Source organism: Streptomyces apricus (assembly GCF_008369065.1).
Classification (GTDB): domain Bacteria; phylum Actinomycetota; class Actinomycetes; order Streptomycetales; family Streptomycetaceae; genus Streptomyces; species Streptomyces apricus.
In genome coordinates, this window is sequence record NZ_VDFC01000006.1 from 16,367 (window position 1) to 29,542 (window position 13,176).

Consider the following 13,176-nt stretch of genomic DNA (forward strand, 5'->3'; position numbering starts at 1 on the left):
GGCGATCAGGACGTCTGCGGGGCCGGACGCACGTCCGCGCCGTCGTCCACCGCCCCCGGGGCCACGGCGCTCTCGCCGCTCTTCTCGTCGCTGTAGACCATGAGGGTGGAGCCCGCGAGGGCCAGCACGATGCCGAGGGTGCCCCACACGTTGGGGAGCCTCTGGTAGACCGCCAGCGACAGCACGATGGTCAGCACCGGCGCCAGCGCGTTGGTGACGGGGGCGACCACCGTGGCCTTGCCCCGGCTGAGCGCCATGACCAGGAACAGCGCGCCGACCGCGTTGAGGACCTGCGTCACCGCGGTGAGCGCGGGCGCCTGCCACGGGGCGTCCGAGGGGAAATCGCCCATCATCACGAACGCCACCGGCACCAGCAGCAGTCCGCTGATGGTCATCCAGCCGAAGGTCGTCGCGTCGTTGACCCCGACCACCGCCGCCTTGCGCATGCAGAACGCCTGCACGCCCCAGGCGACGCAGATCAGGACGGCCATCAGCAGCCACGGGCCGTTCGAGTCCGAGTCGTCCTTGCTGCTGGGAATGCTGAACAGCACGATCGCCGCCAGCGCCGCGACGACACCTATGAGGGCGAGCCGGTTGATCCGCTCGCGCAGCAGCGCCATCGCCATGACGACAGTGACCACCGGGGAGAGCGAGACCACGGGGAAGATCAGGTACGCCGGTCCGTTGGAGAGCGCGTAGAACAGCAGCAGCTGTCCGCCGGCGCCGGTCAGTCCCGCAACCAGTCCGTAGCCCGCGGCGACCGGCCGGCGATCGAACGTGTGGCCGCGCATCGCGAAGTACGCCGGGATGAGCATCGTGAAGGCCCAGATGATGTAGATCATCTCGTTGGGATAGCCGTACCTGCTGTTCGGCTCGCTGGAGAAGGCGCCCCACACCCCCCAGAACAGGACCAGCAGCGACGCGTACACGATCCAGCTCTTCGTACCTCTGTTCATCGGTCGTCCTCTCCTGAGGCGGGGGTCCGGGAGGCCAGGCGCAGCGCGTCGAGCGCGGGCCGGTCGAGCGAGGTTCCAGCGAGTTTCGCCGCGTACAGAGCAGCGCCTACGACGGGCTCGTAGAGAGGGCGTCGCAGTTCGTAGCGGGCGGAACGATCTTTCAGTCCGGAGGTGAACGCCTCCAGGACCAGGCGGGCGCCGAAGGTGCCGCCGGAGTACGAGACCGGTACGGTCTCGTCCGGGCCGAACCCCAGCCGCTCGCGGGTGACGTCGACGAGCAGGGCGAGTTCCCGGCCCGCGTCGGTGAGGATCTCCGTGGCGACCGCGTCGCCCAGAGCGGCGGCCTCGGCCACCGGGCGGCTGAGCGCGGCGATCCGGCTCCGGTCGCCCTGCCACCGGTTATGGACGACGTCGATCACGTCGAGGTCGGACGCGAGCTGCAGATGGCGCCGGAACACCTCGGCCAGGGGGCCCTCGGGGAGCCGCCCGTCGCCCATCCGCGAGAAGGCGTTGAGGCCCCGGATCGCGATCCAGTACGCCGATCCCTCGTCGCCGAACAACTCGCTCCAGCCACCGATGCGCACGCCCCGGCCCAGCCGCTCGCCGTAGGTCATCGAGCCGGTGCCGCTGATGACGTTGATGCCGTCGACCGCGCCCAGCGAACCCGCCCAGCCGCAGACCATGTCGTTGTCGCAGCCGTAGCGGTCGTGCCCGAGCACCGCTCGCGGGGCCGCGTCCAGGACGGGCAGGTCGCGGGCCGCCTCCCCGTAGCCGGGCAGGCCGAAGAAGGCGTACTCGATGTCGGCGGGGGCCAGCCCCGCCGCCGCGCAGACAGCTTCGACGCCTTCCTTCAGCACCCGTTCGACCAGCTCGATGCCGTGGGAGAAGTAGTAAGAACTCGCCGCCTGCGCTCGCGCCACGACTCGTCCGGACCGGTCGACCATGCAGAAGGCGGTCTTCGTACCGCCGCCGTCGACACCTAGGAACATCGTTGTACCTCCGTCCGGCGCCCCCGATCCGCGCCGTCGATGCCTTCGCTCAGTGGTGCAAGGAGTGCAGGGTCACGCCCTGCACCACGCGGTTGATCTCACCCGAGGGGAACGGGTTGTCGGGCCGCAGACCGCGGGCCAGGGAGGCGCGCAGGGCGATGAGCTGGGCGTACACCACGGCGGACAGCGCCAGGGCGACGTCCTCGACGCCGTCGAGGCCCGGCAGCGGCCAGGCGCCGGCGCCAGCGTCGGTGCCCTGCGTTCGCGCGCCGGAGTCCGCAGAGTCCGCTGCGTCCGCGGAGACCGCGACGACGCTGCCGGCGGGCAGGTTTCCGCACAGCTCCGCGTGGATGTCCTGGTCGTACTTGCGGGTGTACGGGTCGTTCGACATGTACACCACCGCGACCGAGCGGTCGTTGAGCACCGCCTTGGGACCGTGCCGGAACCCCAGCGAGGACTCCGCGACGGCCATGAGCGTCCCACCGGTGAGCTCCAGCACCTTCAGCGCCGACTCCTCGGCGAGGCCCTTGAGCGGGCCGCTGCCGAGGAAGACGATCCGCTTGGGCGCGCTCTCCAGAAGGGCGCCGACGGTGCGGTCGACAGCGCTGCTCTCGATGATCGACTCGGCTGCCCGGGCCAGGCGTTCGGCGACGCCGTCGTAGGCGCTGCGGCCCAGGGCGAGCAGCGCCGCGAGCGTCATGCAGGTGAAGCTCGACGTCATGGCGAAGCCGCGGTCGTTGGACTCGGCCGGCATCAGCAGCACGTGCGACGTCGGCAGCTTCGCGTGTTCGCGCGCCAGGTGGCCCTGCTCGTTGCAGGTGATCACGAGGTGGTGCACCTCGGAGAGGACCTGGTCGGCCAGGGCGGTGGCGGCCACGGACTCGGGACTGTCACCCGACCGGGCGAAGGAGACCAGCAGCGTGGGCACGTCCTCGGCGAGGCAACCGCGGGGGTCGGCGACGAGGTCCGTGGTGGGGACCGCGTCGACGCGCCGTCCCAGCCGCCGGGCCAGAGCGGGCTGGAGCACCTGGCCGGCGAAGGCGGAGGTGCCGGCGCCGGTGAGCACCACGCGCAGGTCGCCGCGGGCGAGGAGCGGATGCAGGAACGTGTCCAGCGCGTCCCGGGAGGCCGCGACGATCTTGTCGACCTCGCGCCACAGCGCGGGCTGCTGGGCGATCTCGCGGACGGTGTGGGCGGCGCCGTCGTCCGGGGACGGCGTGCCGAAGGGCGTGGTCACACGTGCTCCTTCTGGTGCGGGTGGGAGGCGTGGCCGTAGTCGCGCGGAACATCGCGGACATGGTCCACGGCCAGGTCGCGCGGCCGGGCGGCGAGCCCGCCGTGACGGACACGGACGTACTGGGGCGGAAGACGTGCGCTGAGCGGCGGCACAGGGCCAACCCCTCGCTCGACGCGCATCTCAAGACCATGTGCTGCCCTGACCTGCGGCTTGTTTCGGACAGTAGCTGGTCTCGATTAGGGCCGTCAATAGTCTTATTCCGGTATGCATCTGGTATTGAATGACCGGCGACTGATTCGCGGCGGTCGTTCAAAACCGGCCGGTGGGGTTCAGGTCTGGTCAGTGAACCTTCAGGTCCGGTCGGTGAACCTTCAGGTCTGGTTGGTGATGGAGGCCCGGAACCGGTAGCGGTCCCCCCGGTAGACCTGGACGGTCAGTTCGATCGGGCGTGCGTCCTGGTTCGACGTCAGCTGGGTCGCGACCAGCATCGGCATGGTCTCGCCGATCTCGAACAGCTCGATCTCCCGTGGCGTCGGGTGGCGGGCCTCGACCGAGTAGTCGGCGATGCGGGGCAGCTGCGGCGGGTCGGCGGCGCGCAGGGTGGCGTAGAGCGAGGCCGTGGTGAAGTCGGTTTCGGCCAGGGCCGGGCAGGCCGCCAGGGGGAGCCGGTTGTGTTCGAGCACGACCAGCAGGCCGTCCAGGAAACGCAGCCGGTGGAGGTCGAAGAGGTCGGCGCCCGGAGCGATCCTGAGCTGCTCGGCCTCGTACACCGTGGCCGGGCGGACGGTGGAGGAGAGCACCTTGCCGGCCGTCGTCAGGCCGTTGGCCTGGGCGTAATCGGCGAACCCCTGGACCTGCGGGGCCGCCGACGCGGACGTCACGGTCGCCTCGGGGAGCAGGCCGAGCTCGGCGACGAACCACCCGCGCGACGACGACGGCCGCACGACGCCCCGCGCCTGCAGCTGCGCGAGGGCCGCCCGCAGCGTCACACGCGACACGGCGTACCGCTCGACCAGGGCCCGCTCGGAGGGCAGCCGGTCACCGGGGCGGGCGGAGGCGGCGCGCAGGTCGTCGAGCAGCTGCGCGGCCGTGCGCTCGTACAACGGAAGGACGTCGTCCCCGAACAGGCCCCTGGGCATCGGCGTTCTCGCATCGCTCATACCAGAAACATACCAATCCGGGGGAAGGCGCGAATCGGCCTCCGGACGGCCCACCCGTTGACATGCCACTCGCATACCACTTACGTTCTCGATGCAGACCGCCCGGTGATGAGGAAGTCGCCCCCGAGCGACCTTCCGTTTCGTCGCGTTCCGGGCTTTCCGGGCGTTACGGGCGCCGTCCGGTGGGCGAGGCGGCGTCGGCGCAGCTCACCGAGGACGGCCGCGCACTGCCGCCGGAGGCGACCCGCTGCGAGAACCGGTGGCGGACCAGGAGTCGACCAGCCCCGCGGGCGGTCGCTTCGTCGTGAGCACGCTGCTCGACCCGGACGATCCACAACGACGGACCAGAGGCGGCTGCCCCAGGCGGGCACGCACGACCGAAAGAGAGTTCGACATGACGGACATGAACCGGCGAAGCGTACTGAAGGTGGCGCTGGGAGGTGCCGGCCTGGCCGCCGTCCCCGCCGTGGCCATGGGCGCCTCACCCGCGGCCGCCGTAACGGACCCGGGTCCTGACCTCGTCGGGGTCGGCGACACCTCCATCACCCTGGAGTTCGACGACCGGTTGCGCAGCCGCGTGGCGCTGAAGGGCGTCGACCTCACGCGCTTCGACGCCGGCGAAGCCCTGCTGGTGGGGGACAGGACCATCGAGACGTTCGCCTACCGCGGGCACCGGACCCGCAGCACCCGGCACACCCGCCACGGTGCAGGCGTCCAGGTGACGATCGAGGGCATGTCCGAGGAAGGCGTGCACAAGACGGTCGAGCTGACCTCCTTCGAGCGTCTGGCCGGCATGATCGTGATGAAGGTGACCTACACCAACAGGTCCTCCACCGCGCTGAAGGTCACCGGGTGGCGCAACGCGGCCCACGAACTCCTTGAGACACCCGGCGGTTTCTACACCTTCTCCGGCACCACGCACACGGACCGCCGCGACTGGGTGAGGCGGGTGAAGGACGGCTACGTCCAGGAGAACTCGCTGGGGATGGACTCCTCCGACTACGGCGGCGGCACCCCGCTGGCGACCGTCTGGCGCCGCGGCGCGGGCCTTTCCGTCGGACACGTCGAGCCCGTGGCGACGATCCTGCGCATGCCGGTCCGCAAGACGGCCGCCGGAGCGAGCATCGCCGTCCAGGACGACACCGCCCGCACCCTGAAGCCGGGCCGTCGGTTCAGCACCAGCACCACGTTCCTGACCGCCCTGCCGGGCGACCACTTCGTGCCGCTCCAGCGGTACCGCGACTACATGAGCGACATCGGCCAACGCGCCCCCAAGGCCCCAGCCTCGGCCTTCGAGCCCATCTGGTGCGCCTGGGGCTACGAGCGAAACTTCGCCACCGAGCAGATCACCGCAACGCTGCCGAAGGCGCACGACGTCGGCCTGCGCTGGGCCGCGCTCGACGACGGCTGGCAGACCAATGAGGGCGACTGGGACATCGACACGGCGAAGTTCCCGCGCGGCGAAGCCGACATGCGGGCCTTCACCAAGGAGATACGGGACGCCGGGCTGCGACCGCGCCTGTGGTGGGCCCCGCTCGCGGCGGACCCCGACAGCAACCTGATCCGGGACCGCTCCGACATGCTGTTGCTGGACCGCGACGGCAACAAGCAGGACGTCACCTGGTGGGACGCCTACACGCTCTGCCCGGCCTACCGGCCGACCGTGGACTACTTCGTCGAGCAGGCGAAGAGGTTCATCGGCGACTGGGGCTACGAGGGACTCAAGATCGACGGCCAGCACCTCAACAGCGTCGCGCCCTGCTACAACCCCGCGCACCGGCACGCCCGTCCCGAGGAGTCCACCGAGGGCGTGGCCCGGTTCTGGAAGGCGATCCACGAAGCCGTGCACGCGGTGAACCCCGACGCCCTCGTCGAACTCTGCCCCTGCGGCACCGCCTTCGCCTTCCACAACCTGCCCCACGTCGACCAGTACCCCGGCTCGGACCCGGAGTCCTCCTACCAGGTCCGCACCAAGGGCAAGTCGATGAAGGCGCTGATGGGCGCGGGCAGCAGCTACGCCGGCGACCACGTCGAACTGAGCGACGGCGGCGACGACTTCGCGTCCTCCTACGGGGTCGGAGCCGTCCTGTCGACCAAGTTCACCCTCCCCGGGACCGGGGCCCCGGACACGGCGACCGACCTCACCCCGGAGAAGGAGGTCCTCTGGCGCAAGTGGGTCTCGCTGTACGAGGAGAACATGCTGCCCACCGGCGAGTACCGCGGTGAGCTGTACGACATCGGCTTCGACAGGCCCGAGGCACATGTCGTGGCCAAGAAGCGGACCCTGCACTACGCCTTCTACGCCGACCGGTGGGACGGGACGGTCGAGCTGCGCGGTCTGGGCCGCACGCGGTACCGCCTGACCGACCCGTTCACCGGCAGGTCGCTCGGAACCGCCACTGCCCGGCACAACACCGTGAAGCTGTCCTTCGAGAGGTTCCAGCTCGTCGTGGCCGAGCCCGTCGGCTGACCGGCCGTCGGGCAGCGTCGGCTGACCGGCCGTCCGGCGGGCGGAGATGGTCAGCCGGGCAGTACCCGCCAGCCCGTGTACACCGTCGGCGCGACGGTCGTGCCCTGGGACGAACTCGTGCGGGAGCAGTTTTCGCCAGGAGTCGAGCTGTAGGACTCGTAGGTGTTGACGGAGTAGTTCACGTTGTACGCCTCGACGCCGTACTGGCCGACGACCCGGCCGTGTGCGGGAACGGACGCGCCGGCCGAGACACCGGTCGTGGTCGTCGTGCTCGTCGTGATGCTCGCGCTGACGCTGGTGGTCAACTTCTCGAACAGGGTGAGGGAGACGCCGACCGTGACGGTCAGGCTGTAAGTCCTCGACACCGAGGACGTGAAGGTGGCCGTGGCCACGGTGTCCGTGTTGTTGCTGACCGAGCGCTCCTCGGCGACCAGGAAGGTGGGCTGCGACGAGTTCACCACGTACTCTTCGGCCGCCCAGTAGCTCAACCCCCATTCGGGCCAGCTGTGGTGGACCCAGTTCAGCCCCGACGGGCAGCTCGTGTCGGCGGCCCGCGCCGCCGCCGTGCCCATGGCCGGTGTCGACATCAGGGCGGCCAGTACCACCCCGGCCGCGATCCGGGACCTCCGGCGCATCGAGCGGCGCGAGCCACCTCTGGGCCGCGCGGGGTGATCGGTCATCATGCCTCCTCGTCGCAGAGCGGAACAGCGGGGACGCGCAGCGGAGTCGGGCTGATCGTCGGGGAGGCAGCGGCCGGAAGCCGCTGGGACCGGACAGCGACGGACGGACGACGGACGGGCGACGGACCTGCGCTGGCCGCGGGGACGACGGCGTCCTGCTCACCGGACACCACCGGACACCACCGGACGTCCGGACACCTGCGGACGCGGGGACAGAGGGCTCTGCGGGGCGGCAGGCACCAGGGTGGAGCGCGAGATTCGACGTGTTCGTTTCCCTCGTTGCCGGCCTGTTCCGGCGCATGCTCTGTGCCATGCTCATCGGCAGCTCGACCCGGGTGAGGACTACACCGTGGAAGAGGGGTGTGGCGTGACGGAGACGGACACGCCCGGCATGCTCCTGGAGGAGTTGTGCCACGACCTGCGCCTGTTGTGGAGCCAGGCGGGCGGACCGAGTCTGCGTGTGCTCGGTGCCCAGGTGGGGTTGGGAAAGAGCCAGGTGGGTGCGATCCTCAGCGGCGACGTCCGGCGGTTGCCCGACTGGGACGTGGTGCGAGGGCTGCTCGACGGATTCCAGCGGTACGCCCACGCCCACGGGCGGACGGCGGAGATGTCCCTGCAGACGTCCCCGCCGAACTGCCGCACGCCGTCGTCGGCTTCAGCGGCAGGACCGCCGAACTCGCGGCGCTGGACGCCTTTCTGCGGCCGGGTGCCCTTCTGCCGACGGAGGGTCACGCACCCGCCGCGCCGGCCGCGCCCGCCGTGTCTGCTGTGGTGATCGCCGCGATCGGCGGCGGCGCCGGCGTCGGCAAGACCGCCCTGGCCCTGCACTGGGCGCACCGGGTGCGGGGGCACTTCCCCGACGGCCAGCTGTACGTGAACCTGCGCGGCTTCGACCACGACCACGCACCGGTGCCCCCGCAGACCGCGCTGGGCCACATGCTGCGCAGCCTCGGCGTCGCGCCCGCCGACATCCCCGCGGACCTCGACGAGCTGACACGCACCTACCGTTCCCGCCTGGCCGACCGACGGCTGCTGCTGGTGCTGGACAACGCCGCCTCCGCCGACCAGGTCCGTCCCCTGCTGCCCGGTAGCCCGTCCTGTCACACCCTCGTCACCAGCCGGAACCGTCTGGGCGGCCTCATCGCGCGCGACGGGGCGGTCCCGTTGGTCCTGGACGTCCTCGATCCCGGCGAAGCCCGTACGCTGCTGGAGGCGCTCCTCGGCCGGGAACGGACCGCCGCCGAGCCCGACGCGGCCTCGGAACTGGTCCGGCTGTCCGGTTTCTTACCGTTGGCCCTGCGGGTGGCCGCGGCCCACCTCCAGCTCGGTCCCGGCCGCCGCATCGCCGACCTCGTGGCGGAACTGGCGGTGGGGGYACGCCTGGCCGCCCTGGAACTCGACGACGACCCCTCCTGTGCCCTGCGCTCCGCGTTCGCCCTGTCCTACCAGGCGTTGGACGACGGGGCGCGGCAGCTGTTCCGCCGGCTGAGCGTGGTACCCGGCCCCGACTTCACCGTCCCGGCCGCGGCCGCGCTGCTGGCGGTGGCGCAGCCGCGGGCCCGGCTGCTGCTGGAGACCCTGGCCGCCGCGCACCTGGTCGAGAACCACCGCACCGGCCGCTATCGCTTCCACGACCTGCTGCGCGAGTACGCCCGGGAACGGGCCGGGGAGGAGGAGACGCCGACGGAGCGCACGGAAGCGTTCCAGCGCCTGGCCGGGTGGTACCTGCGCACGGTCCGGGCCGCCGCCGGGCCGTGGCTGTTCCCGGAGGTACCGCCGGAACTCGGCAGCCCGGCCGAAGCACCGGCCGAGCCGGCTCCGGACGCACAGACAGCGCACACCGTGCCCACGGACGGACCGACGCGGCCCGACCCGACGGCAGAAGGGCCGCGGGCCACGGGAGAAGGGGCACGGGCCACGGCAGAAGGGCCGCAGGCCACGGCAGAAGGACCGCAGGCCCTGGAGCGGCTCGCAGGCGAGCGCGCGAACCTGCTCGCCGCCGTCGACCACGCCGCACGCCACGGCTCCCGCGCGATCTCCTGGCACCTGACCGACGCGATGTACCGGTACTTCTGGTTCTGCCTGCCCCGGTCCGTGTGGTGGACCACCGCGCGGACCGCCCTGGACGCCGCTGCCGCGGAAGGCGACCTGCGCGGCCAAGCCGCCATGCACGTGGCGCTCGGCCTGGCGACCTGGGACATGGCCCGCTACCAGGACGCACAGGACCACTATGCGCGCTCGCTGGAACTGAGCGGACGAGCCGACTGGCCGATCGGCCAGGGCTGGGCGCACGGCGGCCTGGGCCTGGCGAGCTGGAGCACCGGGCACCTGGACGAGGCGCTGCGGCACTACACCGTCATGCTGGGCATCACCCGTACGCACGGCGACACTCCCGCCGAGTCGACCGTCCTGGCCGCCATCGGCAAGGTCTACCGGGACATGGGCAGGTTGGCGGAGGCGGCCGACCTGCTGGAGCTGGCGCTGCGCATGAACCCGCGGTTCGAATGGCGCCGCGAGCCCCCCACCCTGCCGCGTCAGGCCCTCGGCGTGGTCCGGTGGGAGATGGGCATGCTGCGGGAAGGTCTGGAAGACCTCGAACAAGTGCTGACCGCGGAGGCACCGGCCGGATCCCGGGTGGGCCACGCCATGACCCTGGCGACCATCGCCATGATCCACCGAGACCTCGGCCACCACCGCATCGCGCTGGAACTCGGGGAACGCGCCCACGCGCTCGTCGAGGACACCGGACGGCTCTCCGTCCGGGCCACCATCCTGAACGTGCTCGCAGGCGCCCACCACGGACTGGGGCAGGACCGGCGGGCGGCCCACCTCCAGCGCCAGGCGCTGCTGCTGGCCCAGCGGTCGGGATACCCCCGTGTCCAGGCCGACACCCTTCTCGGATTCGCCGCCCTCCAGCGCGGACTACACCACCGCAGCGAGGCGCGTTCACATGCCGGCCAGGCGCTCGACCTGGCCCGGCGCAGCGGATTCCGGGTCGTGGAAGGACAGGCCCTGACAGAACTCGCGGAGATCGCTGCCGCCGAGGGCGAGTACCACGTGGCGCTCGCCCACGCCCACGACGCACTGAGGATCCAGGGCCGCACCGGCCACCGCCTGGGCGAGGCCCGCGCCCTGGCCGTGTGCAGCCGGGCCCTGCACGCTCTCGACGACCCTGCCGCCCCGCATGCCCGGGACCGGGCCGTGTCCCTGCTCACCGACACCGGCGTCCCTGTCCCCGACGACCTCCACGCCACCACAGCCGATCCCATCGACCGCTAGGCCGCGTCCGACCCTGACGTGCCCTGCATCCCTGCGAACCTCCCCATCGGACACACCGCCCGCAGCCTGGACGATGCAGGGTTCCGTGTGCTGCGGATCCCGGGACTGGACGGTGGCAGGGTGTTCGCCGACGCGCAACGCCTGCTCGCGTCGCACGGGCGCAGTCCCAGCCCCAGCCGGTACGTCAGGCCGAGACGGTCGAGACCTGACAGGGCGCGCAGGCCTCACGCCTCCGAATTTGCGTTGGAGCGCGCTCCAATTCCTAGGTTCGGAGGCATGCGATACATCAAACTCGGGACGACCGGACTGGAAGTCTCCGCCATCACCCTGGGCTGTATGAGTTTCGGCGAGCCGGACCGGGGCGGCGAGCCCTGGTCGCTGGGCGCGGACGCCAGTCGGGACATCATCAAGCAGGCCCTTGAGAGCGGTGTCACCTTCCTCGACACGGCCAACGGGTACAGCGCCGGAAGCAGCGAGGAGATCGTCGGCCAGGCGGTCAGGGACTTCGCCCGGCGCGAGGAAGTCGTTCTTGCCACCAAGGTCTGGATGCGGATGCGCCCCGGTCCGAACGGCGCCGGGTTGTCCCGCAAGGCGATCTTCGCCGAGCTCGACGCCTCCCTGAAGCGGCTGGGGACCGACTACATCGACCTGTACCAGATCCACCGCTGGGACTACGACACCCCGATCGAGGAAACCCTAGAGGCGCTGCACGACGCGGTCAGGTCCGGGAAGGTCCGCTACATCGGAGCCTCCTCCATGTACGCCTGGCAGTTCGCCAAGGCCCTGTACCTGGCCGACCTGAACGGCTGGACCCGGTTCGTGTCGATGCAGGACCACTACAACCTCATCCACCGGGAAGCGGAGCGGGAGATGATTCCGCTCTGCGCCGACCAGGGTGTCGGCGTGATCCCGTGGAGCCCGTTGGCGCGGGGCAGGCTGACGCGGATCCAGGACACCGCCACGGCGCGTGCCGCGACAGACCCGGGCGGCAAGATCCTGTACCGCGACGGGGACCAGGCGGTGGCCGAGCGCGTCCACGAGATCGCGGGCAAGCGGGGTCTGTCCCCGGCCCAGGTCGCCCTGGCCTGGGTCATGCGCAACCCGGCGGTGACCTCGCCCGTCGTCGGGGTCACCAAGCCTGCCCAACTGGCCGAGGCGGTCGCCGCGGTGGACATCGAACTCGACGACGACGAGGCCGCCTACCTGGAAGAGCCCTACCAGCCGCACGAGACCGCTTACTTGGAGGAGTCCTTCTACAAGTCGCGCCCCGCGGCGGGCTCCCGGTAGTCCGCGCTACCGGCCGGACCTTCGACAAGTACGAACGCTGGGCCAAGGACTGCTACATCACCCTCTGCCATACGTGACGCGCATGCCCGCTCAGCCGCGGCCGGTGAGGTGGGTCCGGGCGACCTGGTGGAAGGCGGCAGCCAGCGGGTTGTGGTCGTCGGCGCGGGTGGCGACCACGACCTGGTAGGGGTCGGTCCCCTCGATGGGAACGGCGGTGATGTCCGGGCGGAGCGTGCCGCGCCGGTCGCCGGCCGGCAGGATCGCGAACGAGTGGCCGCCTGCCACGAGTTCCATCTTGTCCTCGAAGGTGTCCTCGACGCCGGGCGCGGACGGCACCGGCCACCCACCCGGACACGACTCGGCGGTCCGGGGCACGCTCCAGGCGGCCGCCGTGGCGGTGCATTCGACGAACTTCTCGTCGCCGAGGTCGCCGAGGGTGAGGGACTCCCTGCCCGCCAGGCGGTGGGAAGCCGCCATGACGAGCACCCGCGGCTCCTCGTAGAGGACGCTCACCCGCAACTGGCCGGCCCGCAACGGCAACGGCAGCCGGGCGACCAGCGCGTCCACCCGGCGCTCCGGCAGGGCGTGGGTGTCCTGCCAGCTCAGATGGCGGGTACGGACCTGGGCGTCGGGCCAGCGGCGACGCAGTTCCCGCGCCGCCGGGGTGATGACCAGGTCCTCGACGTACCCGATGGTGATCGTCCGTACGGGCGCGGCGGCCCGCGCGGTCAGCGCCGCCTGGTGGGCGGTCTCCAGCAGCGTCCGTGCCTGCGGCAGGAACGCCTGTCCCGCCTCGGTGAGGCGGCTGCCCTGCGGGGTGCGGTCGAACAGTCGCACCCCCAACTGCTGCTCCAGGCGCTGGATCTGACGGCTGAGCGACGGCTGCGCGAGATGCAGCGCGGTGGCGGCCCGGCCGAAGTTCAAGTGCTCCGCCACGACCGTGAAGTACCGCACCAGCCGGAGGTCGAGGTCCGGACCGGTGTCCGGCCCCGCCGGGGGCGAAGGGATGTCACGCACACCGCAAGCCTACGTCGTCATACACCTGCCGTATGACGGGGTGTGAAACAGGCATTGGACCGCCGCCGCTGACTGTTCTTGAATCGGATGAAGGAATTCGG

General features: G+C 71.1%; 9 protein-coding genes. 3 read left to right on the forward strand and 6 right to left on the reverse strand.

Annotated features, from left to right (window positions below):
* Positions 1-5: 5 nt before the first annotated feature.
* The 4 genes from FGF04_RS02530 to FGF04_RS02550 all read right to left on the reverse strand — a co-directional run bounded on the left by FGF04_RS02530 (position 6) and on the right by FGF04_RS02550 (position 4,342).
* Positions 6-956, reverse strand: coding sequence for a DMT family transporter (locus FGF04_RS02530; protein WP_149509541.1), 951 nt, complete (start codon positions 954-956; stop codon positions 6-8).
* Positions 953-1,945 carry an N-acetylglucosamine kinase gene (locus FGF04_RS02535; protein ID WP_149509542.1) on the reverse strand — a complete coding sequence of 331 codons (993 nt, stop codon included), beginning with the start codon at positions 1,943-1,945 and terminating at the stop codon, positions 953-955. Before FGF04_RS02535 ends, FGF04_RS02530 begins: the two co-directional genes overlap by 4 nt.
* Before the next feature lie 49 nt (positions 1,946-1,994).
* Entirely contained in the window at positions 1,995-3,182 is a 1,188-nt protein-coding gene (locus tag FGF04_RS02540) for an SIS domain-containing protein (protein ID WP_149509543.1), read from the reverse strand.
* A 371-nt stretch (positions 3,183-3,553) separates the two neighbouring features.
* Entirely contained in the window at positions 3,554-4,342 is a 789-nt protein-coding gene (locus FGF04_RS02550; RefSeq protein WP_223146334.1) for a GntR family transcriptional regulator, read from the reverse strand.
* A 394-nt stretch (positions 4,343-4,736) separates the two neighbouring features.
* Here FGF04_RS02550 and FGF04_RS02555 point away from each other — a divergent pair, with 394 nt between their 5' ends.
* Positions 4,737-6,812 (forward strand): glycoside hydrolase family 36 protein, encoded by a 2,076-nt coding sequence (locus FGF04_RS02555; protein ID WP_149509544.1) that lies wholly within the window; start codon positions 4,737-4,739, stop codon positions 6,810-6,812.
* A 50-nt stretch (positions 6,813-6,862) separates the two neighbouring features.
* Here the strand turns inward: FGF04_RS02555 and FGF04_RS02560 are convergent, their stop codons facing one another.
* On the reverse strand, positions 6,863-7,495 hold the full coding sequence (locus FGF04_RS02560) for a hypothetical protein (RefSeq protein ID WP_149509545.1): 633 nt from the start codon (positions 7,493-7,495) through the stop codon (positions 6,863-6,865).
* Positions 7,496-8,251: 756 nt separating this feature from the next.
* On the opposite strand from FGF04_RS02560, the gene FGF04_RS02565 reads away from it, so the two are divergent.
* Together FGF04_RS02565 and FGF04_RS02570 are read left to right on the forward strand one after the other, a co-directional pair.
* A complete protein-coding gene (locus FGF04_RS02565; RefSeq protein WP_188113936.1) occupies positions 8,252-10,771 on the forward strand; it encodes an ATP-binding protein in 2,520 nt (839 codons plus the stop codon).
* A 276-nt stretch (positions 10,772-11,047) separates the two neighbouring features.
* Positions 11,048-12,058 carry an aldo/keto reductase gene (locus tag FGF04_RS02570; protein WP_149509547.1) on the forward strand — a complete coding sequence of 337 codons (1,011 nt, stop codon included), beginning with the start codon at positions 11,048-11,050 and terminating at the stop codon, positions 12,056-12,058.
* Between the two features lie 90 nt (positions 12,059-12,148).
* On the opposite strand, the gene FGF04_RS02575 is transcribed toward FGF04_RS02570, so the two are convergent.
* Complete coding sequence (locus FGF04_RS02575) at positions 12,149-13,075, reverse strand: LysR family transcriptional regulator (RefSeq protein WP_149509548.1); 927 nt, start codon at positions 13,073-13,075, stop codon at positions 12,149-12,151.
* Between the last annotated feature and the right edge of the window lie 101 nt (positions 13,076-13,176).